This window comes from Pseudorhizobium sp. NPDC055634 (assembly GCF_053618655.1).
This window is the reverse complement of sequence record NZ_JBSHHW010000005.1, coordinates 153,526-179,439: the sequence shown is the minus strand read 5'-3', so window position 1 is coordinate 179,439 and position 25,914 is coordinate 153,526. Positions and strand designations below refer to the sequence as shown.

Here is a 25,914-nt window from a genome sequence, read left to right as displayed (position 1 = left end):
GCCCTTTCTTTTTGCGGGTATGCGGGGATGGAGAGAGGAAGAAATTCACATATGCGCGTCGCGCTGCGACGAAAATACCGTTTGAAATCAGAGACGGATCCGGCGGCCGCATAAATTTCATATCCCCGCCTCTGATTACGGATGTATGAATAAATTCCTATCGAGGGAGTTGTCATGTCATCCGAAAGAGAATTCCACGCCGTTGCCGCCGGTCCGCCATTGCCGCCGGTGGAGGTCCGCTGGCCTCCGCACACCATTCATTCCGCCCCGCTGAAGACCACCTGCCGCATCGTCCGCCAACTGGTGGGGGAGATGGTCCTGCTGTTCGGCGACCGCGTGCTCATCCGCCGCGACCGGCGCCGGATGGCCTGCCATGTCCGGCAGATCGCCATGTATGTCTGTCATGTGGCGCTGAGGATCTCGCAGACCGATATCGGCGAGGCCTTCGGCCGCGACCGCACCACCGTCCGCCATGCCTGCCACGTGGTCGAGGATCGCCGCGACGATCCCGTCTTCGATGACTTCATCACCGCCGTGGAGCGGATCGTCGTCGCCGTCTTCGGAACCCTGGAGGTCGCCGGCCATGAGGGTCGGCCAGAGGGTCGGCCATGACCAATGACTGGACGAAGACCGAGCGGCGGGAACTCCTTCGCCTGCTCCGCCGCCTGCTGCGCGGCCCCTGCGAAATGACCGCCGGTGAGGGCGCTACGCTTCATCTGGGCGAGGATGCCGGAACCTTTTCCGCCGCCGTGGTGGCGCGCGCCGAAAGCCACGGGCTCCTTTCCCGCAGCGGCAGCCGGGTGGCGGCGACCGATGCGGCAGCGCCCTTCCTGCGCCGCGCCATGCTGCCCGACGACGGCTTTGCCGGGCAGCACCGGATCGAGGTCGGACAGTCGGTGGAATACGAGGGGCGGCGCCAGCCCGTCCGCCGCAACCTCGCCGAATCGCCGCTCTCGCTGCTCGCCCGTCTCAAGGATCGGTCCGGCGAGGACTTCTTCCCGGAAGAGGCGCGGGCAGCCGGCGAGCGGCTCCTGTCGGACTTCCATCGCGCCCAACTGCGTCAGAGCGTCACCGCCCGCTGGGAGCCTCGGCTTTCCAGCCGTGGCAAGCGCCAGGCCGGCGGGCAGGCGGACCTTGCCGACTGCGCCATTGCCGCCCGCGAGCGCTTCTCGCGCGCCATCGAGGCCATGGGGCCGGAACTATCCGGTGTCGCCGTGGATGTCTGCTGCTTCGAGAAAGGCCTGGAAACGGTGGAGCGGGAGCGGCAGTGGCCGGCGCGCTCCGCCAAGCTGATGCTGCGGGCGGCCCTGCAGGCGCTCGCCCGCCATTACGCGCCGCCGGTCTCGCAGCCCCGCAGGAGCCACCATTGGGGAACGGACGGCTACCGTCCGCCGCTCTCCAGGCCGTGAACCGTCAGGCGGCCGTCTTCAGCCGCGCCTCGTCGCGGATGCGATTGACCATGGAGCGCAGACCGTTGGCGCGCTGCGAAGACAGATGCTCCACCAGGCCGATGCGGTCGAAGATCTCGATCGCGTCGGTGCTGGCGATCTCGGATGCGCGCTTGCCGGAATAGACGGCGAGCACGATCGCCACCAGGCCGCGTACGATATGGGCGTCGGAATCGCCTTCGAAGGTGAGGACAGGGTCGGCGCTGCCGTCTTCCGGATGGCTGACGAGCCAGACCTGGCTGGCGCAGCCATGGACCTTGTTCTGGGGGGTGCGCTTGTCTTCCGGCAGTTCCGGCAAGGCCTTGCCCAGTTCGATGACATACCGGTAGCGGTCCTCCCACTCGTCGAGGAAGGCAAAGTCGTCGATGATCTGCTCGAGCGTCGCCATGGAAATGCTCCATCCTTGTCTTGCCACGCATATAGGGATGATCGGTCCCCGGGTGAACAGAAAAAAGGCCGTGAGGCGTTAAACCTCACGGCTCAGTAAGGGCTGAAGCTGGGCAGGCAGTCCGGCGCCGGAGCCGGGAAGGCTGGTTTGCGGCGCAAGGAGGGAAATTCGAATGGCCGAGCTTGGCGCTAGTACTGCGCTAGTTCTGGGCCGGGCGCTTCATCGGAACCGGCACGCCTGCGGCAGGCGCGGCGTCGGTCGGGGCATCGGTCGGGGCGGCGACGGGCCGGGTGGAAGCAGTGGTGAGCGGCTTTTCCGGCATCGGCTGGGGATCGGCGACGGCTGCGACCGCCGGGGTCTCGTCGGCGAACTGCTGGTCAAGCAGTTCAAAGGCGACGCGGGCGCCCTCCTTGGCGCGCTGGCCGAGAACGGTCAGCGATTCCGCGCCCTTCTCGCAGACCTGCGGCTTCTCGATGCAGATGGCGCTGAGATACTGGTAGGCCTGGGCGGCGGCCGAGACGGCGTCCTGCATCTCGATCTGCTGGCTGCCGGCGACCTCTTCGGCCGGCCGGCCGCTGAAGTAGGAAAGGCCCACCAGCACCATCGCGAATGTCATACCGGTCTTGATAACGAACCACATGTTCCTGTCCACCACCCGTAAATGCCCGTGAATGCCCTTGAACACACCTGGGCCGCCGGGTCGCTCCCGGTCTTGAAGCCAACCTAGCCGCGAGAAGCGAATCGGCCTTTGACGCGGGTCCGACAATTTTCGAGGAATTTATCTAAAATGCGATCTATTCCCCGCTTCGGACATCGGCCTGGAGCATTCGTCGCAAATCCTGCGCTGCATCGTTAAGCATAATGGCGGCCGGGCTGCGGCGTTCCCGGGGGTTTTGCCGCCCGGTGTCGCCACAATCGTTAACGTGATCTGAAAAATGCAACCAATTCCGTCGCTTACGCCCCGTTAACCACGACGGGAATTGCTCGGCGGAATGCGTTCCAAATCGGGAAATCGGGGTCCCGGGGGGTGGCCGGGAGCCCCTTGTTTTATACTTTCCTTAAGCCGGCCGGCAGTAAGGTCGGGCTGTATCAAATGGCGTCAGGGTATTGCGTGCGCACAGTTGCAGACATCGCTGGAGGGGCGGTCGCGGAGATCGACCGGATCGCCGCCCGCTGGCTTGACGGCCTCGGGCAGCCGCGCGAAAGCCGCGTGCGCGACGTGTATCTTCTGCGCATGATGGTTCTCGGTGCGGTCGCCTGCGCGCTCGCGGCGCCTGCCGTCCTTACCCTCGTCCTGCCCACCTCTCTCGCCATTCCGGTCGGCGCGACGCTCGTCGCCGCCGTCTTCCTGGCGCTCGTCGCGGCAACCTTCGCCTGCGTCCGCACGCCGGCTGTTGTGGCCGCCCCCGATGCCATGGAAACGCTGGTCTTCGATGCCTGCGCGGGCCTCTCGCTCATGCTCGACAGCCGCGGCGTGGTGACGAAATGCGGCGGTCGCGACCGCAAGAGCTTCCCGCCCGCGCTGCAGCAGCCCTGCGGTCAGCGCCTCGCCGAACTCGTCCACGTCTCCGACCGCATCGCCCTCGTTCATGCCTTCGACACGCTTCGCCAGGGTGCCGGGTCCGCTTCCGCGGCGGTGCGCGTCCAGGGTCCCTACAGCGCGTCAGAGGGACGCCAGTTCCTCCATCTCGGCCTTGAACTGACGGCTCTGCGCCACGCGGACGGCGAACTCGCCGCCGTCTTCGCCCAGCTGCGCGACATTTCCGCTGATGAGGCGCTCCGCCGCGAGGCTGCCGAGCGCATCTCGGAAGCCCGCTCCGCCCACGAGTCGAAGTCGCGCTTCCTCGCCGCCGTCAGCCATGAGCTGCGCACGCCGCTCAACGCCATTCTCGGCTTCTCGGATGTGCTGGCCGGCGAATATTTCGGCCGGCTCGAAACCGACCGCCAGAAGGAATATGTCGGCCTGATCCGCCAGTCGGGCGCGCATCTCCTGTCGATCGTCAACACCATGCTCGACATGAGCAAGATCGAGGCCGGCCATTACGAACTGCTGGCCGAGCCCTTCGCCATCGCCGACGTCGTGGAATCCTGCCGTGCCATGCTCGACCTGCAGGCAAGGGGCAAGGGCGTCACCCTCACGGCGCGCACCGCCAAGGGCCTCGGCGAGGTCGTCGCCGACCGCCGCGCCGTCAAGCAGGTGCTGATCAACCTGGCCGGCAACGCCATTAAGTTCACCGGCGACGGCGGCATCGTCACCATCGACGCCACGCAGGCCGGCAGCGACTTCGTGCTCACCGTCAGCGATACCGGCATCGGTATCCCCGCCGACAAGCTCGAACTCCTCGGACGGCCCTTCATGCAGGTCCAGGACGGCATCACGCGCCAGTACGAGGGAACCGGGCTCGGCCTCGCGCTGGTGAAGGGACTTGTTGCATTGCACGGCGGACGGCTGCATATCAGGAGCACGGCCGGCGAGGGGACAGTGATCACCGTGACGCTTCCCGCCGACGGCCGCGGAATTGCAGCCCCGGGCGAAGCGGGAGAAGGCTCTTCGGTGGAGTTTCCACCACGCCTGCGCAATACCACCCCATCGACCATGAAGGACGTACAGGACATTCGCAATGACGACGCCGCGAAAGCGAAAATCGCCTGACAGGAAGAAGAAGGTCCAGGAACCAGGTGTCCTGACCCGGATCTTCCAGGCAACCGGGCGGGTGGCGGCGCGTCACCCCCGGCTGGTCTTCGGCGTGTCCGGTTTTGCGGTCGTCTTCGGCTTCGTCGCCGCCAATGCGCTCTGGTACCAGCCCTATACCCATCCGGCGCCCTTCCTCGCGACCCGCGATCCCGACGATCCGAACGGCATTGCCGGTTTTCGTCCGGCCCGTCCAGTGCCGCCGCAGGAGATGACGACCTTCCGCATCGCCCGCGAGGACCCGGCAGCCGCCACGACCTCGCGGTCGCCGGAACCCGTGTCTCCCGCCGCGACCTCCGTCCCGCCGCGCGAACTCGTCGCCGAGGTGCAGCGCCAGCTCATCCGCCGCGGCCTCTACCAGGGCGCCGACGACGGGCTGGTCGGCCCGCAGACGACGGCCGCCATCCTGTTCTTCGAGGAGGCCGAAGGCCTGCCGCAGACGGGCCAGCCGACGCCCGAACTTCTCGCCGCTCTTGGTGCCCCCCTGGGTGCCCCGCTCGATGCCGCCCCCGCTTCACCGGCCCCTTCCGCGCCGGTGGCGATGCCCGTGTCCGCAGGCTCGCCTTCGCCGAACGTCGTCGCCGTCCCGGCCATGCGTCCGCGGGAAGACGTTAGCCCGACGATCGAGGATCCGGTCGCCGCGGCGATCCGCGCGGCCGAAGAGGGGCGCAGCGGCGCCCGCTCCGCGCCGGCCCGTCCGTCCGCCGCCGGCGAACTGGCCACCGCCATTCCCGCATCCGGCGACCTGGTGATCCAGATCCAGCGCGGCCTGTCGAACATCGCCTATACCGACATCGCCGTCGACGGCGTTGCCGGCAGCCAGACGAAGGCGGCCATCCGTCGCTTCGAAAAGCACTACCGGCTTCCCGAGACCGGCGAGCCGAACGAACTGGTGCTGAAGAAGCTGAGATCGATCGGCGCGCTCTGACACCTGCCGGGCGGCGGACCACCAGCGCGCTCCCGGCCATGACCGGCCATTACCCGGGGATAACCCATGCGTATCCGCTCCGACATCTTCGTTTCCGCCCTGATGCGGCGCGTCTTTTCCGCCGGCGGGTTTGCCGCCGTGGAGCACAAGGGGGCCGAGGAGGCGGGCGCCGTCTTCGTCCGCCAGCACTTCCGCGACGGCACGGAAACGCTTTACGGGCCGGCACCGCAGAATGTCTTCGAGGATGCCGAGGACGCTTCCGACCGCCGCTTCGAGAAGCGCCTGGACCGGCAGGAGCCTGCCCGCGTCTCCGAACTCCTGGAGCGCGAACGGCGCTTCGACGGCGATCTCTGGGTGGTGGAAGTGGAAGTGGACGATATCGACGGTCTGCTCGACGTCGTCGATCCTGGCTGATCTGTCAGGCCATCGACCCGGCCCGATCGTTTACGCCTGGCGCAGCACCGTCCGCGAACGCAGCGGGCGGGGTAACGGGCGGTTTTCCGGCGCGTCCTGTCCCGACTGACCGGCAAGCTCGCTCTCGCGGTTGGCGTAACCGTCGGCGCGACGCCAGGCTTCGACGCGGCGGCCGCATTCGTCGGCGTCCAGGCTGTCCCAGAGAAGCTCGACCCGCGATGTCTCGTTCGCCGGGTCGGCAAGGTGGGGATAGAAGCGCTCGAGCACCCGCACCGCGTCCGTCCGCTCCATGGCGAGCGCCTTGAGCGTCGTCGCCAGCTGCTGGCCGGAAATGTCGAGGAGGATGCGTTCGGCAAGCCAGCGGCTGCTCGACAGGCTGTCGGCCAGCACGCTTGCGAACATGCCGCCGTCGCGGCTGCGGGCAAAGCGGACCAGGAGCGCCTCCTGGACCGGGCTCAGGGTCCTGAGCCCCAGGCGGTCGTCGTGGATGCGGTGGACATGGGCTGCGAGCGCCTTGATGCGCTGGCGCAGTTCCTCCTCGCGCCAGCGGCGTTCGGCTTCATGGGCGGCCGTGGCGGAAGGCGAGGCCGCATCCTCCACCTTGGCGTTTTCGCTGGCGCGGGTGGTCGCCGGCTGGTCCTGCCGCAGGCTCACCAGCGCATCGATGACCCGCGGTGAAAGGTTCTCGCGGCGCACGATCGCACGCGCATGCGCGGCCCCTTGCGTCCTCGCGATCGCGATCAGCGTCTCGTCGTCGAGGCAGGGCGAGGAGGCGAGGAAGGGCGCGGATGTCGCGATCGGCTGGCTGGCGATGAAGAAGACGACGGTCGGCGGCACGGTGCGGCAGCGCGACAGTGCCGCGACCGCCTGGCGGCGTGCTTCCGGGCTGGACTGGCTGAAAAGCGGGCCGAACAGTTCGGCGAACTGCCTGAGTTCGCTTCGCGACGGATGTGGCAGGGCCTCGAAGCTCGTCACCGTGGCCATCAGCACGACATCCTTCCTGCGCATGGCGGAGGGCCTTTCAAGATCTCGAAACTGGTCCGTCACGGCCACACTCACGTTACGCAATACACTGTAGCGGCAGAAACTCCGGCGACGCCCGGACGCGGGCACTTGCCCTCGCTCCCGGCAGACCCGGACCGTCATGGTAAACCGAACGGTAACCCGGGACGGTTAATGGCAGGTGAATCTGTCCCACGCCGAGACGTTTCCCCTCAAAATTGATGGTGTGCGCCTTTTGCCACGCCCCCCGTGTTTCGAGGCCGCTCGTAAGGCCCGATGCGCCGAGCGCCGGTGTCGTTAACCTATGGTTTACCCAGAATCGGCTGAATGAACCCGTTTCGCAGCGGGTGGGGGGAAATGATTCTTTTCGCGGACCTGCCAAAAATTGCTGCGGCTCGTGGTTGAGCGGGGCTGGGTCTGATACCGTAGCGGCCAGAAAGGCGCAGTTCCCGGGGGAGGGAGCGGTGTCTTTCGGGGAAGGGTGAAGCGGGACCGCCTTTCATCCATCTCGAATTGTGAGGAGACGAGCATGGCAGAGATAGTGACATTGCAGAATTGGCGCGACCGGCTGCCCAGGCGTCCTGAGATCCTGATCGGCAAGCGGGATGACCTGGCTTCGGGCCGGCTCCTCCTGTTCACGGGTATCCGCTACGAGCGCCTGGACCAGGCTCCCGCCGCGCGGACGGCGCCGATCGTCATCGAGCACGGCCAGAGCTGAACGGCGTCAAGGCCGTCATGTTTGCCGTCAGAACTGGTGGCGCGGCCGCCATTCGAACGGCGCGCAGACGGCCTGGGACAGGAATGCGGTCGCGGCCGCCTCGAAGCTCTTCTGCGGCACCATCGTCCGCAGCACCATGTAACCGTCGGCCTGCTGCGTTTCCACCAGGATCGCCTCGCTGATCGCCTCCGGCAGCGCCTTGCGCAACAGCGTCAACTGCACCGGGGTCGCGAGCACCACGTCGAGGACGCCCCCCGAGGAGGTCCGGTCGTTGATGCTGAACACCTCGTTTGAGGCGGCGTCGTAGATGCCGAGCGACCAGAACGGCACCTCGCCCCGCGCATAGATCCGGATCGGCCCCTGCGAGATGTCGTAGGCGCAGACCGACAGTTCCACGAACGGATCGTCCTGCACCAGCCCGGCGCGGTCGCGTATGTCGGGAAGCCGGTGGAAGCCGTGCCGCAGCCCCTCGGCCAGAACCCGCGTATAGGCATCCTTCTCGCTGAAATAGGGAAGCGAGAGGATGATGATGAAATGCAGGAGTGCGGCGCCGACAAGGCCTATTACGATCGCGAGGATAAGCCTAGCCATTGCGGCATCCGGTCTGCTGGATCGACGGCATGGAGAGGTCGATCAGGCCGGAACTGCCGGCCGCCGGGGTATCGAGAAGTGTCAGTTGCAGCCGCAGCCGCCCGCTTCCGCTGACCGCCAGCCAGTTGCCGGGCTTTGCCCCCGAGGAAACCTCGATGTCGAAGGAACCGTCCGGGTGGCGCAGGATGGAGCGCGAGTTGAGCGCCACCGGAAGCCCTTCGCCCTCGGCCTTGCGCACCGCCTCCGTCCGCGCGCTGTGCAGCGTCCAGAGCCTTGTCGGCGGTGTATGGCCGGAAATGCGGTAGGAGCACTCGCCCCTCAGCGCCGCGCCGCTGTCGTCCACGGTCGCGGTGAACTGCAGCCCCTCGGCGGTTGCATAGAGAAGCGCGCCGGCGCTTGCCCGGTGGGATTTGGCATAGGGGTCCGCCGCCGCCGTCTGGGCGTTCGGGAAGGCTTCCCATGCGCCGAGGCGGATCGCGCCGAAGCCCGCCGTCGCCTCCAGGGCCCGAAGCGTCGACCAGATGCCGCCTCCGAAGGCGATGGCAAGCGCGATGGCGACAAGGAATGGCACACGAAACACGGAAAGGCTGTCCTCAAGGATTGCGGTCGAGGGTTACCACTGATTCCCCGCGAAAGGAACGCCCCGGCTAACGTGCCGGCGCGGCCGCGGGCGTGACGCCCACCGCGCCGGTCACCGTCAGGTCGGCGGCCTTGGCGGTTGCCGGCAGGAGCGGCGCCGCCGTCTTCAACTGGTCGGCAATCCGCCTGAGGACCCGGGTGGATTCTGCCGACATGGAGCGCGGCCGCACCAGCGGCGGAAGCGCCTCCTCGTCCGTCGCCTTGTCGGCCACGACCTCTTCCTTCTTCTTGTCGGTGGCGGGGAAGGGGTTCTCGATGCCGGGGATCGGCTTCAGCTCTATCCCCTGGTGGGCATAGTCCATCAGCTTCTTGAAGGTCATCGCCGGAAGCGAGCCGCCGGTCATGTTGTTCATCGGCGAATAGTCGTCGTTCCCGAACCAGACGGCCGCCGTGTAATTGCCGGTGAAGCCGACGAACCAGGCGTCGCGATAGCTCTGCGAGGTGCCGGTCTTGCCGCCCGTCAGGACCCCGTCGACCGCCGCCCGCCGGGCCGTGCCGTTATAGGGGATGTTGGTGAGGATGCGGTTCATCGACGACGTCGCCTGCTCGGAGAGCACGCGGCGCGGCTCCGGCTCGTCGCGGCGGAAGTCGTAGAGCACCTCGCCGCCGTAGCCCATCGCCTGGGCGATCCCGTGGCGGCGCGATTGCAGCCCGCCCGCCGGCATCACCGCATAGGCCGTCGCCTGGTCGAGCACCGTCACTTCCGACGTGCCGAGCGGAATGGTCTTGTCGGTCCTGAGCGGCGTCTCGATGCCCATGTCCTTGGCAAGCTGGGCGATCCGCTCGGTGCCGAGCTCGTCCTTGGCAAGCCGCACCGGCACCGTATTGTAGGACTGCGACATCGCCGTCATCAGCGTGACCTTGCCCTTGTAGGAGCGGCCGTAGTTCTGGGGCGACCAGCCGCGCCAGGTGACCGGCGCGTCGGAGACGACGGATTCCGGCGTAAAACCCTTCTCCATCGCCGCCGCATAGGTATAGAGCTTGAAGGAGGAGCCCGGCTGCCGCAGCGCCCGGGTCGCGCGGTTGAACTGGCTCTCGCCGTAGTCGCGTCCGCCGACCATGGCCCGCACCGCGCCGCCGTTCTCGATCAGCACCAGCGCCCCCTGCTTGGAGCGGTAGCTGTCGCCATATTCGCGAAGGCTCGATTCCACCGCGGCTTCTGCGGCCTGCTGCAGGCCCATGTCCAGCGTCGTGCGGACGATGACCGAGCGTTCCCTGATCTTGCCGGCCTTGGCCAGCCGCTGGACCTCGTCGAAGCCCCAGTCGAGAAAATAGTCCGGCGCCTTCACCTCGGCCCGGTCGATGACGGTGGCGGGATTGCGCCTTGCGCCGATCACCTGGCCCTCGCTCATCATCCCGCCCTGCACGAGATTGGTCAGCACCTCGTTGGCGCGGGCGCGCGCGGCCGGCAGGTTGACATGCGGCGCATATTTCGCCGGTGCCTTGAAGAGCCCCGCAAGCATGGCGCTTTCGGCGAGGTTCACCTCGGTAATGTTCTTGCCGAAGTAGAACTGCGCCGCGGCCGCCGCGCCGAACGTGCCGCCGCCCATGTAGGCGCGGTCGAGATAGTAGGCGAGGATTTCCTTCTTGGAGAGGTTCGCCTCGAGCCAGAGCGCCAGGAAGGCCTCCTTGATCTTGCGCTCGATCGACCGCTCGTTGGAGAGGAACAGGTTTTTGGCGAGCTGCTGGGTCAGCGTCGAGCCGCCCTGCACCACACCGCCCGCCTTGGCGTTCTCGTTCATGGCGCGCGCAAGGCCGAGGAAGTCGATGCCGAAGTGGTCGAAGAAGCGCCGGTCCTCGGTCGCCAGCACCGCCTTGATCAGGTGGTCCGGCAGCTCGTCGATCGGCACGGAATCCTCGTGTATGATGCCGCGATGGCCGATCGTGTTGCCGTAGCGGTCGAGGAAGGTGACGGCGAAGTCGCCACGATTGCGCCAATCTTCCTTAGTTTCCTCGAAGGCCGGCATGGCAAGCGCCAGAAGCACGACCGCGCCGGCGGTGCCGAGCGTCATCGCTTCGCCGGCGACCTCGAAGACGCCCTTCTTCCAGCCGCGGACGCGGAACCTGCGCGAAAATATGGTAATCTCTTCCCATATCTCGCCGAGCCGGAAGCCGAGGTTCCAGACGGTGGAGTCGATCCAGGAGTCGATGCGCAGCAGCAGGTGGCGCTTCTTGCGCGGCTGCTCGTGGCTCTCTCTTCGATCGTCCTGCACCCGTGTATCCCCCGATGGTCATGCCCGCGTGCTTGACCTCGCCATCACGAGCGGCCAGAGCATAGGGCATGTATGATCAGCATTAGCTGATGAAAATTTGAAATGCGATGACAGAATCGCAACATGCAAAAGCGGCGACCGCCAAATCGGTTCCCGGCACGGATAAGTGAATGAACGAATTGCCCTTCTGGAAGACGAAATCACTGGAGGAAATGGACCAGCGCGAATGGGAAAGCCTTTGCGACGGCTGCGGGCTTTGCTGTCTGAACAAGCTGGAGGACTGGGAGACCGGCGAGGTCGTCTTCACCTCCGTCCGCTGTCGGCTGATGGACGGCACGAGCTGCCGGTGCACCGATTACGAGAACCGCCAGGCGACCGTGCCGGAATGCATCCAGCTGACGCCCGCCGCTGTCGACGAGATCGTCTGGCTGCCGCCGACCTGCGGCTACCGGCTGGTCCGCGAGGGCCATGATCTCTACTGGTGGCACCCGCTGGTCTCCGGGGACCCGGAAACCGTCCACCAGGCCGGCATCTCGGCCCACGGCCACGAGACCGTCAGCGAGACCGAGGTGCCCGTCGAGGACTTCGAGGACTACGTCGTCGACTGGCCGTGGAAAGTGGGCGAGGAAGCGTAAGCCCCAACCGGTTCATCGGCCGGCCGCATCGCTGACGTCGCAGTACGCAATCCCGCGGCATCCTTATCGATTGTCCCGCCTCGTATGGGACCGAAACGCCTCTCCCTGGTTCTGGCATCTAAGACCACCCCCATGAATCGGGGGTCTTGACCTTCCCACGATGGGAAGGTGCACCTATATGCGGAACAGAGGATTTCGCCATGAACCAGACCGTCCGACCGAGTCACCATCCCGAACCCATCACCATCCCCGTCGAAGGCATGACCTGTGCCTCCTGCGTACGCCGGGTCGAGACCGCGGCCGCCAGGGTGCCGGGGGTGGCGTCGAGTTCCGTCAACTTCGCCACCAAGAAGCTGACCGTCGAACCCACCGATGACTTTTCTCCCGAGGCGCTGACCGCGGCGATCGAGAAGATCGGATACGAGGTTCCCGCCGGCGCCATGCAGCGGGCCCTTCGGGATGCCGGCTATTCCGTGCCCGGCGCGGGCGCCCCGTCCGGTCACGACGCCCATGACCACGGTTCCGGTGACCACGCGCACGGGGACCACGCCCACGGCGACCACAAGGGCGCCGACCATGCCGGCGGCATGCATGGCGGCCACGACCACATGCACATGCATTCCGACGGCACGCTGAAGCGCGACCTCGCGGTCGCGGCAATCCTGACGCTGCCGCTCTTCGTGCTGGAGATGGGCAGCCATGTCTATCCGCCCCTGCATCACTGGCTGATGGGCGTCATCTCCACGCAGAACCTCTATTATCTCTATTTCGCGCTGGCGACCGTCGTCATCTTCTGGCCGGGATACCGGTTCCTCAGGACCGGCCTGCCGGCGCTCTTCCATGGCGCGCCGGAGATGAACTCGCTGGTCGCCGTCGGCGTGCTGGCAGCCTACGGCTATTCGCTGGTCGCCACCTTCATGCCCGGCCTGCTGCCGGAAAACGCCCGCTACGTCTATTACGAGGCGGCGACGGTGATCGTCACCCTCATCCTCTTCGGCCGCATGCTGGAGGCCCGCGCTAGCGGTCGCGCCAGCCAGGCGATCTCCAGGCTCGCCAGCCTGCAGGCCAAGACCGCCCGCGTCGAGCGCAACGGCAGCGCAATCGACATCCCGACCGAGGACGTCGTCGTCGGCGATATCGTCGTCATCCGTCCGGGCGAGCGCATCCCGGTCGACGGGACCGTCATCGACGGCGCTTCCCATGTGGATGAATCGATGATCTCGGGCGAGCCCGTGCCTGTCGAGAAGACAGCGGGCGCCACCGTCGTCGGCGGCACGATCAACAGGACCGGCTCCTTCCGCTTCCGGGCCGAAAAGGTCGGGCGCGACACCATGCTGGCGCAGATCATCCGCATGGTGGAGCGGGCGCAGGGCGCCAAGCTGCCGATCCAGACACTGGTCGACAAGGTGACGGCCTGGTTCGTTCCGGCGGTGATCGCGCTCGCGCTCCTTACCTTCGTCGCCTGGTTCGTCTTCGGCCCCTCGCTCAGCCACGCGGTCGTCGCGGCCGTCGCCGTTCTGATCATAGCCTGCCCCTGCGCCATGGGGCTTGCCGTGCCGACCTCCATCATGGTCGGTTCCGGCCGCGCCGCCGAACTCGGCGTCCTCTTCCGCAAGGGCGACGCGCTGCAGGAACTGCGCTCGGTCGAGATCGTCGTCTTCGACAAGACCGGCACGATCACCAAGGGCCAGCCCGAACTGACCGATCTCGTCACCGCCGAGGGCTTTGCCGATGACGAGGTCCTGGCGCTGGTCGCCGCCGTCGAGGCGCGTTCGGAACACCCGATCGCCGAGGCGATCGTCAGGGCTTCAGGCGAAAAGGGGCTTTCAGTCCCCGCGTCCACCGGCTTCCAGGCGACCGCCGGCTACGGCATCGAGGCGGAGGTTTCCGGCCATCGCGTCGCCGTCGGCGCCGATCGCTTCATGGAAAAGCTGGGCCTTTCCGTCGCGTCCTTCGCGGATGCCGCCGCCCGGCTGGGCGACGAGGGCAAGACGCCGCTTTATGCCGCGGTCGACCGCAAGGTCGCGGCCGCCATCGCCGTCGCCGATCCGATCAAGCCCGGCAGCGCGCCGGCGATCGCCGCAATGAAGGACATGGGGCTCACCGTCGCAATGGTGACCGGTGACAACCGCCGCACGGCCGAAGCCGTCGCCCGCCAGGCGGGTATCGACCGGGTCGTGGCCGAGGTCCTGCCGGACGGCAAGGTCGCCGCCATCGACGAACTGCGCGCCGGCGGCCGCAAGATCGCCTTCGTCGGCGACGGCATCAACGATGCGCCGGCGCTCGCCGCAGCCGATATCGGCATCGCCGTCGGCACCGGCACGGACGTGGCGATCGAAAGCGCCGACGTCGTCCTGTCCGGCGGCGCGCTCTCGGGCGTCGCGGATGCGATCGCCGTCAGCCGCGCGACGATCCGCAACATCAAGGAGAACCTGTTCTGGGCCTTCGGCTACAACGTGGCGCTGATCCCGGTCGCCGCGGGCGTGCTCTATCCCGGCTGGGGCATCGAGCTTTCGCCGATGATCGCCGCCGGCGCCATGGCCTTCTCCAGCGTCTTCGTCGTCCTGAACGCGCTCCGGCTGCGCACCGTCAAGGTTCGTGAGGGAGCAAGGCCATGAACATCGGGCAGGCATCGGATGCCTCGGGCGTTTCGGCCAAGATGATCCGCTACTACGAGGAGATCGGCCTCATCCGGCCGATGGGCCGCACCGGCAACAACTACCGCGTCTACGGCGAGGACGAGGTGCATTTGCTGCGCTTCATCAAGCGCGCCCGCAACCTCGGCTTCTCGCTGGAGGAAACGGAAACGCTGCTGAAGCTCTGGCAGGACAAGGACCGCACCAGTGCGGCCGTCAAGGAGGTGGCGCAGGTCCACATCGCCGACCTCGAGCGCCGCATCGCCGAGATGAAGGGCATGGTCGAGACGCTGCGGCACCTGTCGGATTGCTGCAGCGGCGACAACCGGCCGAACTGCCCGATCCTCGACGATCTGGCGGGTGCGGCACCTTCTTCTGCTCCCGCGAAGAAAAGCGCTTGACCTTCCCATCGTGGGAAGGTGCAGAAGGTCCGGAAACAACAGGAAGGAGATGATCCCATGACCACGACTTTCAACGTTCCGGACATGACCTGCGGCCACTGCGAGAAAAGCGTCCGCGCCGCCCTCGGCGAAGCACTGCCGGGTGCCGCCGTCACCGTCGACCTCGCCGCACGGCGCGTCACGGTCGAGGGCAATGCCGCCGATGCCGAGGAAGCGATCCGCGAGGCAGGCTATACGCCGACCAAGGCCTGAGGCGCCTCAGCCTCAGCCACACCTTCAGCCCCCAGCCCCCGGCCCCCAGCCCCTTGGCCCCGGCCTCAGGCGGGGGCCTTCGCGGCCATGAACGGGGCGAGCACGTCCAGCACTTCCTCCGGGCCGAACGGCTTGCTGAGACACGGGCTGCCGCGGAAGGGCTCCGGCAGGAAGTGGCATTCGTAGCCGGTCAGGAAGACGAACGGGATCTTGTCGTCCCGGAGACGCTCCGCCAGCGGAAAGACATCCACCCCGCCGAGCTTGATGTCGAGCGTCGCGGCATCCACGCGGATGCCCGGGTTGTCCAGCATGTCGAAGGCGACGCCCATGTCCGACACCGGCCCGACGATCTCGGCGCCGGCGTCCTCGAAGGCATCCATGATCATCGACGCCACCAGGTATTCATCCTCGACGATCAGGATGGCTTTCCCCGCAAACACGGAACTGGTCTCGTCGGCCTTCGTCTTCATATGCGCGCCTCTCGTTTCTCGGTCGCAGCCTGCTGGAACAAGATTGTGTCGAAACCATAAGCAGAAAAGAGCAGGGCTGTTTCCTGTACGCTAGCGGACAAAAGGATCGCGCGCCGTCAAGCCCACCATTATCCGCCCCGAAGCCCGCGCGGAGACCGTTTTATCGCCCGGTAACGCACTGTAACCTCACGGCTTCCCCGCTTGCGGGCGATCCGCGGGCCTTGGCCGGCCTTGCCGCGATACCCTCCGCCCCTATCTCCGTCCCATCGTCTGCAGACGAACAGGGCGCAGACGGCTGAGGGACCAACGCGCTCTTGCCCCCGATCGGAGGCGCCATGGACATCCCTCTCCAGACTGCCATATCGAACAAGCTTCTGGCACTTCTGCCGGCCGCCGACTTCGAGGAGGTCGCGGGCGACCTGCAGCATGTCTACCTGCCGCGCGGAACGCCGATCGGAACATCCGGCGAGCCCATCGACTATCTCTACTTCCTGACCTCCGGCATCGGTTCGGTCATCGCCCGGACTCCCGATGGCCACCGCGCCGAAGCCGGCCTGTTCGGCTTCGACGGCTATGTGCCGACCTCCGCCGTCGCCGACGTCGAGCTTCACTCGCATGACATGAACATACAGGTGGATGCCGAGGCCTATCGGATGACCTATGCCGATTTCCGGCGGGCCATGGAGACCAACAGGAACTTTTCGCGGGTCGTCGTGCGCGCCATGGAGGCCTTCTCGATCCAGCTGGCCTACACGCTGGTCTCCAACGCCATCCACGACGTCACCGTGCGCCTCGCCCGCTGGCTGCTGATGTGCCATGACCGGGTGCAGGGAGACGAGATCGCGCTTACGCACGAATACCTGGCAATCATGCTCGCCGTCCGGCGCCCCAGCGTCACCACCTCCCTTCATCTCCTCGAAGGCAGCGGCTTCATCACATCCGGGAGAGGCAAGGTGACCATCCGGAACAGACCCGGCCTTCAGATGTTCGCACGGGATGCCTATGGGCGGCCGGAAGAGGAATACCGGCGCCTGATGAAGAACCTGTTCTAGTATCGTCGCCCCGCAGATCCCCGGTCTGCCCGGCGCAAGCAGAGACAAAAGCAAAAGCCAGGGCGGTCATGCGGTATTTCTTCCATATCCGGGATCACGGCGAGACGATACTGGACGAGGAGGGCGACGAGTTCGACCATCCCGAAGACGCCGCGGCAAGCGCGGTCCAGGCCGTCCAGGAACTGGCCTCCGCGCGGATCAAGGACGGCCTCGTCATCGACGACCAGCGTCTCGATCTCTGCGACGAGAACGGCGTCCTCCTGCTCAGCCTGTCCTTCCAGGATGTCGTCCGCAAGCAGCTGAAGCCGCAGGCCTAGATCTCGCCGATCAGCCGCCGGTATTCCTCTTCCGGCTTGCCGTAGGCCGTCGTCGCGAAATCCTGCAGCCCCTTGCGATCGCGTATGGTAATGCGGCCGCGCTCGGCATTGATGAGCTTGCGCCCCTCCAGCACGTGGAGCGCCGTCGTCACGCTCGGACGCCGCACGCCGAGCATCAGCGAGATGAAGTCGTGCGTCAGCAGGATCTCGTCGCCGTCCACCCGGTCGTGGCACATCAACAGCCACCGGGCCAGCCGCTCGTCCACCTGGCAGGTGACGTTGCAAAGGGCCGTGAACGATATCTGCGAGGAAAAGGCCTGGATGAAGCGGGCGAGCAGGTTGGAGAAGACGGGGTGCCGGGACAGGAGGTCCTTCGCCTTGTCGAGCGGCATCCGGAAGCCGTGGCCTTCCACCTGTATCAGCACCTGGTGGACGCTGATCGTGCCGCCGACGCCGGCGGATGTCGGCGCAAATCCCTCGCGGCCGAACATGCCGGCCTCGGCCCGCTGGCCTTCGGTCGCCACGGTCACCACCGAGCCGATGCCGCTGCACAGGAAGTAGATGTGTTCGATGTCACCGTCGGCGCCGACGATCTCGAAGCCGCGCGGAAGGTCCACCGGCTCCAGAAGGCGCGACACCTCGTCGAAATCGTGTTCGGGCAACAGGGCTAGCAATCGGTTTCGCGCGGCCGGGTGGTATGCGATGGACATGGTTCTCATTGATGGTCGGGCGGAGGGTCCGGCCGCCATGCCCGTGAGTCCCCTGGCGGTTCCAGATCGTATAGCACCCCGATTTTTCTGCGGATTTTGGGTACGGTGGCGGACAATCCCTGCGCGAACCCCGTCCCGGCAAGGTTGCCGAAACCGGGAGGGGGCGGGCGCGGGCCTTTGTCCTCTACCGTACGGAGCCGCACGGTCCGGAAGTTTCCTGATAGGCTCTCATATTGGCGCCGACGACCATTCCGGCGCCCTGGGTGGAGCCGCGAAAAGGGAGGTGCGGCGTGTTGACGAGACAGGACGGACTTCGCGAAGGAGTCTTCACTCCACATGATCTGGAGGTGATGCGGCGCGCTTTCTTGTTCGCGCTCATATCGGATTCCAATCTGGATACGGGCGACGGAGAGCGCGCCCTTGGACGGTCGATCGTCCGGCTCTACCGGATGGGACTGGTCGAGCCGCAGAAGCTCGGCGCCGTGGCGGCGCTGATGACCTTGAGCCCGGCCGTGACGTGCTCCCGGGCGCCTGCGGAATTCCTCAACGCCTCCTGAAGCCGCAGGCCGTCATGCGAGCGGCGCCCCCTTTGCCACGGCGCCCCTTGTCACGGCGTCCGCCGCTCCCACCTCATCTCCTGAGACGGAGCGGAGAAGCGCCATGACGCAAGACCGGCGTGTGATCGGAGCCAGGATCAGGGGCAGGGTGCAGGGTGTCGGCTATCGCGCCTGGACGCGGAGCGAGGCAGAGCGGCTCGGCCTTGCCGGCTGGGTCCGCAACGAGCCCGACGGGACGGTCGCCGCACTCCTTGCCGGACCAGCCGAAGCGGTCGACGCCATGATCGAGCGCCTGCGGAATGGCCCTCCCGGCGCCTCCGTCTCGGCGGTCGAGACATGGGACGAAAAGGGGGCCGGACTGTCGGCCGATTTCCGCATCACCCGCTGAGCATCACCGCACAATCCTGAAGCGCGAACCTTGGCTCCGCGCCTCGCGTTGGAGGACCGGCCTCGCGCCATGAAAAAAGGGCCCCTTGCGGAGCCCTTTTTCCTGCTGATCGGGTGGATCAGAACTTCACACCGATACCGACCTGGACAACGTGCTGGTCGAAGTCGACGTCGAGACCGCCGACATCGCCTTTCGTGTAGTCGTTGTAGCGGTACTCGAGCCGGCCGAAGACGTTGTCGGTGAAGGCATGGTCTACGCCTGCGCCGAGCGTCCAGCCGTGCAGCGTGTCGCTTTCATCGAAGCCGGGGCCTTCGACCTTGGCGCGGGTCGCCGTCCAGCCGCCTGCTGCGTAGATCAGCGTGCGGTCCAGGGCGACACCGACGCGACCGCGTACGGAGCCGTTGAAGCCGGTTTCGCCGTCGAAGCCGCCACCGATGTCTTCCTTGTTCCAGTCGTAGTTCACGTCGCCTTCGATACCGGCGACGAAGCCGTTTGCCATCTGCCAGTTGTAGCCGACGAAGCCGCCGAAGCGCCAGCCGTCGAAGTTGCCGGCATCAAGACCCTCGACATCAGCGTTGCCCCAGCCGTGCCCGCCGTGGATACCGATATAGGGGCCGCTCCAGGTGAAGACGGCCGGCATTTCGACGGCGATCGGAGCTTCCGGAATGGTCTCGACAGCGTCGGCAGCGAAAGCCGACGTGGATGCAAGCATTGCGACGCTGGCTGCCAGGATCAGAGTTCTCTTCATCATGTGTCTCCTTGCTCGAATGCAGATGGATAAGATGTAATCGATCTCACTGATAAAGCTGTAGCTGAATTACAACAGCTTTTTGTAAATGAGAAGTTACTGTGTCTTGCCCTGCGGTCTGTAGTTGATGATGACCTTGGAAACGAAGCCGAAGACTGGCCGTTCCACCGGTTCCGGCCCCATGCGCCAAACAACTTCCGCTGTTGCAGAAATGCATCATGACGGAGGCCGGCCGGGGGCGGATAGGCCGGCGCGGGGAGGGCGAATCATCAGGTTCCCCGGTTGGCTGGCCGGTCGGCAGTACCCATATTGAATGGGCGGAGAGGCGAAGGAGCTTGCCCTTGTTTCAGTTCGACAATTCCTATGCGCGCCTGCCCGAGCGTTTCTATGCCCCGGTCTACCCCGAGCCGGTCGAGGGACCGGTGCTCCTGAAATTCAACGAGCCGCTTGCCCGGGAGCTCGGCCTTGACGCGGACCTGACGGACCCGCAGCGGCTGGCGGCGATCCTCGCCGGCAATGTCGTGCCGCAGGGTGCTGCCCCGCTTGCCATGGCCTATGCCGGCCACCAGTTCGGTTCCTTCGTGCCGCAGCTCGGCGACGGGCGGGCGATTCTCATCGGCGAAGTGGTGGACCGCAACGGCATCCGCCGCGACATCCAGCTGAAGGGAGCCGGACCGACGCCCTTCTCCCGCCGCGGCGACGGCCGCGCAGCGCTTGGCCCGGTGCTTCGCGAATACATTCTCTCCGAGGCCATGCACGCGCTCGGCATTCCGGCGACGAGGGCGCTCGCCGCCGTCGCGACCGGCGAGGAGGTCTATCGCGAGACCCCGCAGCCCGGCGCCATCTTCGTGCGCGTCGCCTCCAGCCATGTGCGAATCGGCACTTTCCAGTATTTCGCCGCCCGCCAGGACGTCGAGGGGCTGAGGACGCTTGCCGACTACGTGATCGATCGCCATTACCCCGAGATCAGGCAGGCCGAGCGGCCCTATCTCGAACTGCTGCGCGCCGTCGCCTTCGCGCAGGCGGATCTCGTCGCCCGCTGGCTCGGCGTCGGCTTCATCCACGGCGTGATGAATACCGATAACATGACCCTTTCCGGCGAGACGATCGACTTCGGCCCCTGCGCCTTCCTAGACGAGTACGACCAGATGAAGGTCTTCTCCTCGATCGACCAAGGCGGCCGCTACGCCTATCGCAACCAGCCCGGCATCGCCCAGTGGAACATTGCACGGCTCGCAGAATGCCTGCTGCCGCTGATCGACGAGGACCAGGACAAGGCCGTCCTCGTCGCCAACCACGTGCTCTCGGAGTTCGGCCAGCGCTTCCAGGCCGCCTGGCTCTCGGTCTTCCGCCGCAAGATCGGCCTCTCCCGCGAGGAGGAGGGCGACGGCGAACTGGTCCAGGCGCTGCTCGCCGCCATGCAGGAGGAGGAAGCCGACTTCACCCTGACCTTCCGGCGGCTCTGCGACGTCGCGGCAGGGGCAGGGTCAGGGTCAGGGTCAGGGCCAGCGGCAGGGTCAGGGGCAACGAGCGGGGCAGGGGAGCCGGAATCGGGAACAGGCGAGAAAACCTTCCTCTCGTCCTTCCGCCAGCCGGCCAGGGCATCCGCCTGGCTGGAGACGTGGCGGGGAAGGCTTGACCTGGAGAGAACCTCGCCGCAGGAACGGGCGGCCGCCATGCGCGCCGTCAACCCGGCCGTCATCCCCCGCAACCACAAGGTGGAGGAGGCGCTGGCGGCCGCCAACTACGGCGATCTCGGCTTCTTCAACCGGCTGCTGGAGGCGCTGGAAAGACCCTACGAGGACCGCCCGGAATTCCAGGCCTACACCGTCCCCCCGCGCCCGGAGGAACGCGTCCTGCAAACCTTCTGCGGGACTTGATCAGGGGGCCGGCGCGGCGGCGGCGGCGGCGGCGGTGGGCTGGAAGCCGCCTTCGATCTTGCGGCCGACGGCAAGCGCCTGGGCGAGGTTCGGCGGCATCCGTTCCCGGTAGGCGGAATCCGGCTCAGCGCCCAGTGCATCGAGCATCTTGCTGAAGAAGCAGCGGACGGAGGCCGCCGCGGTGATGTCGAAGATCTCCGCGTCGCTGAACCCCTGCGCCTTCAGCCTGCCGACGTCCTCGCGGGTAATGGAGGTCGCGTCGCGCACCACCTTGGAGGCAAAGCGCATCATTTCCCGTTCCGCCTCGTCGAGCGGCGCATGGGCGCCGTCGGTGGCCGTGTCGGCAAGCTGCGCCTCGCTGAAGCCTTCGCGTAGAAGCACCGAGCCGTGCGCCAGCATGCAATAGGAGCACTTGAGTTCGCGCGCGGCGGCAAGCGTCACCAGTTCGTAGCGCCGAAGGTTCATGTGCCCGCGCACGCTCGCAAGCAGGGCGCCCCACTTCTCCATCACCTCCGGCCGGTGGCCGAAGACGCGGTACATGTTCGGCAGGTAGCCGTAGCTCTCTTCCGCCGTGACATACATGGCGGCGGTGGCATCGCCCGCTTCGGGGCCGGGAGTGGAGATGAAGGCCATCGGAATTTCTCCCTCAAAGCGGGGAGTATACGCGAAATCCGCATCGATGGGAACGCGGTCGGGGCATGCCCGACCGCCATGGGGAGCCGTTTTTAGGCCTTGTTCGGGCGCGCCCAGCCGAGCGCGTGGTAGAGCGCGATCGCCCCGATCGTCGCCGTGCCGATGCCGTCCAGCGTGAAGCCGGCGATCTCGAGCTTGAAGTTGCCGGCGCCGAGCACCAGCGCCACGCCGACCGTGATGAGGTTGCGCGGCTCGGCGAAATCCACCTTGTTCTCGACCCAGATCCGGCCGGCCGTTGCGGCGATGAGGCCGAAGACGACGATCGACAGGCCGCCGAGCACCGGGCCGGGAATGGTCTGGATCAGCGCGCCGAACTTCGGCGAGAAGCCGAGCAGGATGGCGATCGCCGCGGCGACGAGGAAGACGAGCGTGGAGAAGATGCGGGTCACCGCCATCACGCCCATGTTTTCCGCATAGGTGGTCATGCCGGTGCCGCCGAAGGAGCCGGATACCATGGTCGCGACGCCGTCGCCGACGAAGGCGCGGCCGAGATAGGGGTCAAGGTTGCGGTCGGTCATCGCCCCGATCGCCTTGATGTGCCCGAGGTTCTCGGCGACCAGGATGACGACGACCGGCGCGATCAGCGTGATCGCCGGGACGGAGAAGACCGGCGCGGTGAAGCGCGGAAGGCCGAACCAGGCGGCAGCCGCGACGCCGGAGAAATCGATCGGCGTGCCCATGCCGAAGCCGTTGGCAAGCACGAGATAGGCGAGATAGGCAAGCGCGCCGCCGATCAGGATCGGCAGGCGGCGGGTCATGCCGGGGGCGTAGACGGCGATCAGGCCGACGGCGGCGACGGTCAGGATGGCGACCCAGCGGGAAAGCTGGCTTCCGTCCGGGCTGTCGGGCCCGGTCCCCGAAGCACTCGCGATCGCGATCGGCGCCAGTACCAGGCCGATCGCCGCGACGATCGCGCCCGTCAGCACCGGCGGCATCAGTCGCTCGATCCAGCGGTGGCCGGCCGCCATGACGATCAGTCCGATCAGCGCATAGAGCGCGCCTGCGACGATGATGCCGCCGAGCGCAAGCGCGATATTGGGGTTCGGCGCGCCGGCCGTCGCGGCGGTTGCCACCAGCACCGGCCCGATGAAGGCGAAGGAGGAGCCGAGATAGCTCGGCACGCGGCCGCCCACGGCGATGAAGAAGATCAGCGTCGAGATGCCGGAAAACAGGATCGAGACGTTCGGGTCGAAGCCCATCAGGATCGGGGCCAGGACCGTCGAGCCGAACATCGCCACGACATGCTGCAGTCCGAGCACGAGCGTCTGTCCGGTCGGGAGCCGTTCATCCGGCAGGATGCGCCCTTCCGTCTTCAGCCGCCACCGCGGAAAATAGCCGTTTGTCTCGCTCATCGTGACGCCCCTTGCTTGCCGAGCCTGGCATCGCACCGGGCAGGCTGCGGCCCGGCGTGCCGGACACGTCGTTAGCGGCAATGGCGCCCGCTGTCATGGGGCCTGCGCAATTTCCCACAGGCGGCGAATGCCCGCATGCCCGTCCCATGCCGGTTTCGGTGGCTCCCACCGGCCGGCTGCGGGCGTCAGGTCTCGCCGATCGCGGCGATCGCCGCCTCGATCTCGGCCACGATTGCGGGGGAGAGCGGCAGGAGAGGGCGCGGCGGATCGGATTGCGACAGGCCGAGAAGCCCTGCCGCGGCATAGATGACCCGCAGGCTTCCATGCGTCTTGAAGAGGTCCCAGAGCGGCGAGAAGGCAAGGTCGAGCCGCGCCGTCTCGGCCCTGTCGCCGGCCATGGCGGCTTTCGCAAGCGCTGCGGCCGGTCTGGGAAGGAGCCCGCCGACGACGCTGTACCAGCAATCGGCGCCGGCAAGCATGGCCTCCGCCGCTCCCCAGTCGCCGCTGTAGCCGATGGCGAAGTCGCCGGGCGCGTTGGCGCGCAGCCGGCCGATCTCGCCGGAGAAATCCCCGTCGCCGGGAAGCGGCATCTTCACCGCCTTTATGCCCGGATGCGCGGCGAGACGGCCGAGAAGGTCCTCGCCGAAGGTGAAGCGGGTGGTTGACGGGTTGTTGTAGATGCAGAGAGGCAGTCCGGTCGCCGAGGTGACGGCCCGGTAGTGCTCCAGCGCCTCGTCCTGCGTCAGCGGGGTATAGGAGACCGGGGCGAGCAGGAGAGCGTCCGCACCCGCCTTTTCCGCATCGCTCGCGTTCGCCATCGCCTCGTCGGTACGGAGCGAGCCCACCCCGACGATCACCGGCAGCCTGCCGCCGACCACCTCGACCGCGGCCTCGATCGCGCGGCGCCGCTCCGCCCGCGGGAGATACATGTAGATGCCGGTGCTGCCGAGGAGCCCGATGGACTGCGCCCCGCCGTCGACGATCCGCTCCAGCAGCTGCTGCAGCGCCTCGATGTCCACCCGCCCGGAAGGATCGGCCGGCGTCAGGGGAAAGGCGGAAAGGCCGGTGAAGAGCGGCATGGGCTGGCTCATGAACAGCTCGCGGAAGGACAGGAACTACCCTGGGTGAGTATCGGGCCCGCAGGCTCACGGCAAGCGGGAAGGGCAGGGTTTTTCGCAACCCTTCTGTAGGCCCGGTATCCGCCGGATCGTCCTCGGGTTGCCGGATGTCGGCGCAAGAGCGATCATGCTGCGAGAGGAGACCTGCTATGGCGAAGAACACGATCTGCCTGTGGTACGACAAGGACGCCGAGGAGGCCGCGCGCTTCTATGCCGCGACCTTTCCCGACAGCAGCGTCGGGGAGGTGGTGCTGGCGCCCGCCGACTATCCCTCCGGAAGAGCGGGGGACGTGATCGTCGTGGAATTCACCGTGGCCGGCATTCCCTGCGTCGGCCTGAACGGCGGCCCAGCCTTCACCCATAACGAATCCTTCTCCTTCCAGGTCTCCACCGAGGACCAGGAGGAAACCGACCGCTACTGGAACGCCATCGTCGGCAATGGCGGGCAGGAAAGCGAATGCGGCTGGTGCAGGGACCGCTGGGGCATCTCCTGGCAGATCACGCCGCGCGTGCTGATGGAGGCGCTTTCGGCCGGCGGCGACGAGGCAAGGCGCGCCTTCGAGGCGATGATGACCATGCGCAAGATCGACGTTGCCGCGATCGAGGCCGCCCGCCGCGGCGAGGCCGCGTGACGGCCGGCGTCAGGCGCCGTCTCCCCCGACCCGCTCCGCCGCCCCTGTTGTCGCCCCTGTCGCCGCCCCGGTCGATCGCGGCCCTGCCGCCCGCCGGCCCTCGCGCCGGGCAAAGGCACCCGGCGCCAGCCCGACCTGGCGGCTGAAGGCCGTGCTGAACGTGCTCGCCGAGCCGTAGCCGACACGCTCCGCCACATGGTCGAGCGGCGTGCGTCCACCCCGGAGAATCTCCTTTGCGACCGCCATGCGCCAGCCGAGGAGATAGTCCATCGGGCTCGTGCCGACGACGCGGGCGAACCGGTCGAAGAAGGTCGTGCGGGACATGCCGGCGAGCCGGGAAAGGTCCGCCACCGTCCACGGGCGGGCGATGTCGGCATGCATCGCCCTCAGCGCTACGGCGACGCGGGCGTCCGACAGACCCCGCAGAAGGCCTGGACCGGTCTCCTGTGGCGGCGCGGCGCGCAGCGCCTCGACCAGCAGGATCTCCACCAGCCGCTCCAGGATGAGGTCGCGGCCCGGGTCCTCGCGTCCCGCCTCCTCTCCCAGAAGCTGGACAAGCTGCGTCAGCCGCGGCACGCCCCGGATATGGATCGCGGTGGGCAGCAGCGAGACGAGCATCCCGGCATCGGGGGAATCGAAGCGAAAGTGGCCGCCGAACTGGCGCATGTCGGGCGGCCCGTCGGCGCGCCCGTGGCGGACCTCCGACAGCCCCGGGCCTGCGGTCTTCGGATCGACGTGGACGGGAGGCCCCGGCTCCGGGCTGGACATGGTGAACGCGGGCGTGCCGGGCAGGAGCACGAAATCGCCCTTTGCGAGCAGGATCGGCGGCTTGCCGTCGACCGCCAGCCGGCAACTCCCCTCGGTGACGGCGCAGAAGCCCGGATGGCCGAAGGCGGAATAGCGGACGGCCCACCGCCCGGCGCCGCTGATCCCTTTCGAGAACACCGCGCGCGGCCGCAAGAGCCGGATCATCTCGGTAAGCGGATCGGACATGCTCGGACTTCCGCCAATAAAATCCGGACTCCTTGCCGGCGAAAGTA

General features: G+C 66.9%; 29 protein-coding genes. 16 read left to right on the top strand and 13 right to left on the bottom strand.

What is annotated here, in order from left to right:
• Positions 1-174 precede the first annotated feature (174 nt).
• Both ACWGPT_RS10400 and ACWGPT_RS10395 read left to right on the top strand, forming a co-directional pair.
• A complete protein-coding gene (locus ACWGPT_RS10400) occupies positions 175-612 on the top strand; it encodes a helix-turn-helix domain-containing protein (protein ID WP_452605518.1) in 438 nt (145 codons plus the stop codon).
• Positions 609-1,409, top strand: coding sequence for a DUF6456 domain-containing protein (locus ACWGPT_RS10395; protein ID WP_452605517.1), 801 nt, complete (start codon positions 609-611; stop codon positions 1,407-1,409). Before ACWGPT_RS10400 ends, ACWGPT_RS10395 begins: the two co-directional genes overlap by 4 nt.
• A 4-nt stretch (positions 1,410-1,413) precedes the next feature.
• Here the strand turns inward: ACWGPT_RS10395 and ACWGPT_RS10390 are convergent, their stop codons facing one another.
• Positions 1,414-1,836: a SufE family protein gene (locus tag ACWGPT_RS10390; protein WP_452605516.1), complete on the bottom strand. Its 423-nt coding sequence runs from the start codon at positions 1,834-1,836 to the stop codon at positions 1,414-1,416.
• A 199-nt stretch (positions 1,837-2,035) separates the two neighbouring features.
• On the bottom strand, positions 2,036-2,476 hold the full coding sequence (locus ACWGPT_RS10385) for a DUF5330 domain-containing protein (protein WP_452605515.1): 441 nt from the start codon (positions 2,474-2,476) through the stop codon (positions 2,036-2,038).
• Positions 2,477-2,929: 453 nt separating this feature from the next.
• Here ACWGPT_RS10385 and ACWGPT_RS10380 point away from each other — a divergent pair, with 453 nt between their 5' ends.
• The 3 genes from ACWGPT_RS10380 (at position 2,930) to ACWGPT_RS10370 (ending at position 5,870) form a co-directional block, all read left to right on the top strand.
• On the top strand, positions 2,930-4,489 hold the full coding sequence (locus tag ACWGPT_RS10380; RefSeq protein WP_452605514.1) for a sensor histidine kinase: 1,560 nt from the start codon (positions 2,930-2,932) through the stop codon (positions 4,487-4,489).
• Entirely contained in the window at positions 4,458-5,456 is a 999-nt protein-coding gene (locus ACWGPT_RS10375) for a peptidoglycan-binding domain-containing protein (protein ID WP_452605513.1), read from the top strand. Before ACWGPT_RS10380 ends, ACWGPT_RS10375 begins: the two co-directional genes overlap by 32 nt.
• Positions 5,457-5,522: 66 nt before the next feature.
• Positions 5,523-5,870: a DUF1491 family protein gene (locus ACWGPT_RS10370; protein WP_452605512.1), complete on the top strand. Its 348-nt coding sequence runs from the start codon at positions 5,523-5,525 to the stop codon at positions 5,868-5,870.
• A 30-nt stretch (positions 5,871-5,900) separates the two neighbouring features.
• Here the strand turns inward: ACWGPT_RS10370 and ACWGPT_RS10365 are convergent, their stop codons facing one another.
• Positions 5,901-6,917 (bottom strand): DUF2336 domain-containing protein, encoded by a 1,017-nt coding sequence (locus ACWGPT_RS10365; RefSeq protein ID WP_452605511.1) that lies wholly within the window; start codon positions 6,915-6,917, stop codon positions 5,901-5,903.
• 484 nt (positions 6,918-7,401) lie between these two features.
• Between ACWGPT_RS10365 and ACWGPT_RS10360 the strand changes: the two genes are divergently transcribed.
• Entirely contained in the window at positions 7,402-7,590 is a 189-nt protein-coding gene (locus tag ACWGPT_RS10360; protein ID WP_452605510.1) for a hypothetical protein, read from the top strand.
• A gap of 27 nt (positions 7,591-7,617) precedes the next feature.
• Here ACWGPT_RS10360 and ACWGPT_RS10355 read toward each other — a convergent pair whose 3' ends face one another.
• The 3 genes from ACWGPT_RS10355 to ACWGPT_RS10345 form a co-directional block, all read right to left on the bottom strand.
• A complete protein-coding gene (locus tag ACWGPT_RS10355; protein ID WP_452605509.1) occupies positions 7,618-8,181 on the bottom strand; it encodes a DUF1254 domain-containing protein in 564 nt (187 codons plus the stop codon).
• Entirely contained in the window at positions 8,174-8,761 is a 588-nt protein-coding gene (locus ACWGPT_RS10350) for a DUF1214 domain-containing protein (RefSeq protein ID WP_452605508.1), read from the bottom strand. Before ACWGPT_RS10350 ends, ACWGPT_RS10355 begins: the two co-directional genes overlap by 8 nt.
• Positions 8,762-8,828: 67 nt before the next feature.
• Positions 8,829-11,033 carry a transglycosylase domain-containing protein gene (locus ACWGPT_RS10345; RefSeq protein ID WP_452605507.1) on the bottom strand — a complete coding sequence of 735 codons (2,205 nt, stop codon included), beginning with the start codon at positions 11,031-11,033 and terminating at the stop codon, positions 8,829-8,831.
• Positions 11,034-11,203: 170 nt separating this feature from the next.
• Between ACWGPT_RS10345 and ACWGPT_RS10340 the strand changes: the two genes are divergently transcribed.
• From ACWGPT_RS10340 to ACWGPT_RS10325, 4 genes are all read left to right on the top strand, one after another.
• A complete protein-coding gene (locus tag ACWGPT_RS10340) occupies positions 11,204-11,668 on the top strand; it encodes a YcgN family cysteine cluster protein (protein ID WP_452605506.1) in 465 nt (154 codons plus the stop codon).
• A gap of 200 nt (positions 11,669-11,868) precedes the next feature.
• Complete coding sequence (locus ACWGPT_RS10335; protein ID WP_452605505.1) at positions 11,869-14,286, top strand: heavy metal translocating P-type ATPase; 2,418 nt, start codon at positions 11,869-11,871, stop codon at positions 14,284-14,286.
• Positions 14,283-14,705 carry a Cu(I)-responsive transcriptional regulator gene (gene cueR / locus ACWGPT_RS10330; RefSeq protein ID WP_452605504.1) on the top strand — a complete coding sequence of 141 codons (423 nt, stop codon included), beginning with the start codon at positions 14,283-14,285 and terminating at the stop codon, positions 14,703-14,705. The genes ACWGPT_RS10335 and cueR overlap by 4 nt, the downstream gene beginning before the upstream one ends.
• 57 nt (positions 14,706-14,762) lie before the next feature.
• Positions 14,763-14,957 carry a heavy-metal-associated domain-containing protein gene (locus tag ACWGPT_RS10325; protein WP_452605503.1) on the top strand — a complete coding sequence of 65 codons (195 nt, stop codon included), beginning with the start codon at positions 14,763-14,765 and terminating at the stop codon, positions 14,955-14,957.
• A 65-nt stretch (positions 14,958-15,022) separates the two neighbouring features.
• Here ACWGPT_RS10325 and ACWGPT_RS10320 read toward each other — a convergent pair whose 3' ends face one another.
• Entirely contained in the window at positions 15,023-15,427 is a 405-nt protein-coding gene (locus ACWGPT_RS10320) for a response regulator (RefSeq protein WP_452605502.1), read from the bottom strand.
• 335 nt (positions 15,428-15,762) lie between these two features.
• Here ACWGPT_RS10320 and ACWGPT_RS10315 point away from each other — a divergent pair, with 335 nt between their 5' ends.
• Complete coding sequence (locus tag ACWGPT_RS10315) at positions 15,763-16,479, top strand: Crp/Fnr family transcriptional regulator (protein WP_452605501.1); 717 nt, start codon at positions 15,763-15,765, stop codon at positions 16,477-16,479.
• A 68-nt stretch (positions 16,480-16,547) separates the two neighbouring features.
• Positions 16,548-16,796, top strand: coding sequence for a DUF6894 family protein (locus ACWGPT_RS10310; protein WP_452605500.1), 249 nt, complete (start codon positions 16,548-16,550; stop codon positions 16,794-16,796).
• On the opposite strand, the gene ACWGPT_RS10305 is transcribed toward ACWGPT_RS10310, so the two are convergent.
• On the bottom strand, positions 16,793-17,506 hold the full coding sequence (locus ACWGPT_RS10305) for a Crp/Fnr family transcriptional regulator (RefSeq protein ID WP_452605499.1): 714 nt from the start codon (positions 17,504-17,506) through the stop codon (positions 16,793-16,795). The genes ACWGPT_RS10310 and ACWGPT_RS10305 overlap by 4 nt on opposite strands.
• A gap of 365 nt (positions 17,507-17,871) precedes the next feature.
• Between ACWGPT_RS10305 and ACWGPT_RS10300 the strand changes: the two genes are divergently transcribed.
• Both ACWGPT_RS10300 and ACWGPT_RS10295 read left to right on the top strand, forming a co-directional pair.
• Positions 17,872-18,063, top strand: a complete 192-nt coding sequence (locus tag ACWGPT_RS10300; RefSeq protein WP_452605498.1) for a hypothetical protein — start codon at positions 17,872-17,874, stop codon at positions 18,061-18,063.
• 103 nt (positions 18,064-18,166) lie between these two features.
• A complete protein-coding gene (locus ACWGPT_RS10295; protein ID WP_452605497.1) occupies positions 18,167-18,451 on the top strand; it encodes an acylphosphatase in 285 nt (94 codons plus the stop codon).
• A 118-nt stretch (positions 18,452-18,569) separates the two neighbouring features.
• Here the strand turns inward: ACWGPT_RS10295 and ACWGPT_RS10290 are convergent, their stop codons facing one another.
• Entirely contained in the window at positions 18,570-19,199 is a 630-nt protein-coding gene (locus ACWGPT_RS10290) for an outer membrane protein (protein ID WP_452605707.1), read from the bottom strand.
• Positions 19,200-19,507: 308 nt separating this feature from the next.
• Between ACWGPT_RS10290 and ACWGPT_RS10285 the strand changes: the two genes are divergently transcribed.
• Positions 19,508-21,079: a protein adenylyltransferase SelO gene (locus ACWGPT_RS10285; RefSeq protein WP_452605706.1), complete on the top strand. Its 1,572-nt coding sequence runs from the start codon at positions 19,508-19,510 to the stop codon at positions 21,077-21,079.
• Here the strand turns inward: ACWGPT_RS10285 and ACWGPT_RS10280 are convergent, their stop codons facing one another.
• From ACWGPT_RS10280 to ACWGPT_RS10270, 3 genes are all read right to left on the bottom strand, one after another.
• Entirely contained in the window at positions 21,080-21,712 is a 633-nt protein-coding gene (locus tag ACWGPT_RS10280; protein ID WP_452605496.1) for a carboxymuconolactone decarboxylase family protein, read from the bottom strand.
• A 92-nt stretch (positions 21,713-21,804) separates the two neighbouring features.
• On the bottom strand, positions 21,805-23,124 hold the full coding sequence (locus tag ACWGPT_RS10275; RefSeq protein WP_452605495.1) for a solute carrier family 23 protein: 1,320 nt from the start codon (positions 23,122-23,124) through the stop codon (positions 21,805-21,807).
• A 185-nt stretch (positions 23,125-23,309) separates the two neighbouring features.
• A complete protein-coding gene (locus ACWGPT_RS10270; RefSeq protein WP_452605494.1) occupies positions 23,310-24,215 on the bottom strand; it encodes a dihydrodipicolinate synthase family protein in 906 nt (301 codons plus the stop codon).
• A gap of 176 nt (positions 24,216-24,391) precedes the next feature.
• Between ACWGPT_RS10270 and ACWGPT_RS10265 the strand changes: the two genes are divergently transcribed.
• Positions 24,392-24,874, top strand: a complete 483-nt coding sequence (locus ACWGPT_RS10265; RefSeq protein ID WP_452605493.1) for a VOC family protein — start codon at positions 24,392-24,394, stop codon at positions 24,872-24,874.
• A gap of 9 nt (positions 24,875-24,883) precedes the next feature.
• On the opposite strand, the gene ACWGPT_RS10260 is transcribed toward ACWGPT_RS10265, so the two are convergent.
• The gene (locus ACWGPT_RS10260) at positions 24,884-25,867 is read right to left on the bottom strand and encodes a cupin domain-containing protein (protein WP_452605492.1); all 984 of its coding nucleotides are present in this window, start codon (positions 25,865-25,867) and stop codon (positions 24,884-24,886) included.
• Positions 25,868-25,914: the final 47 nt, after the last annotated feature.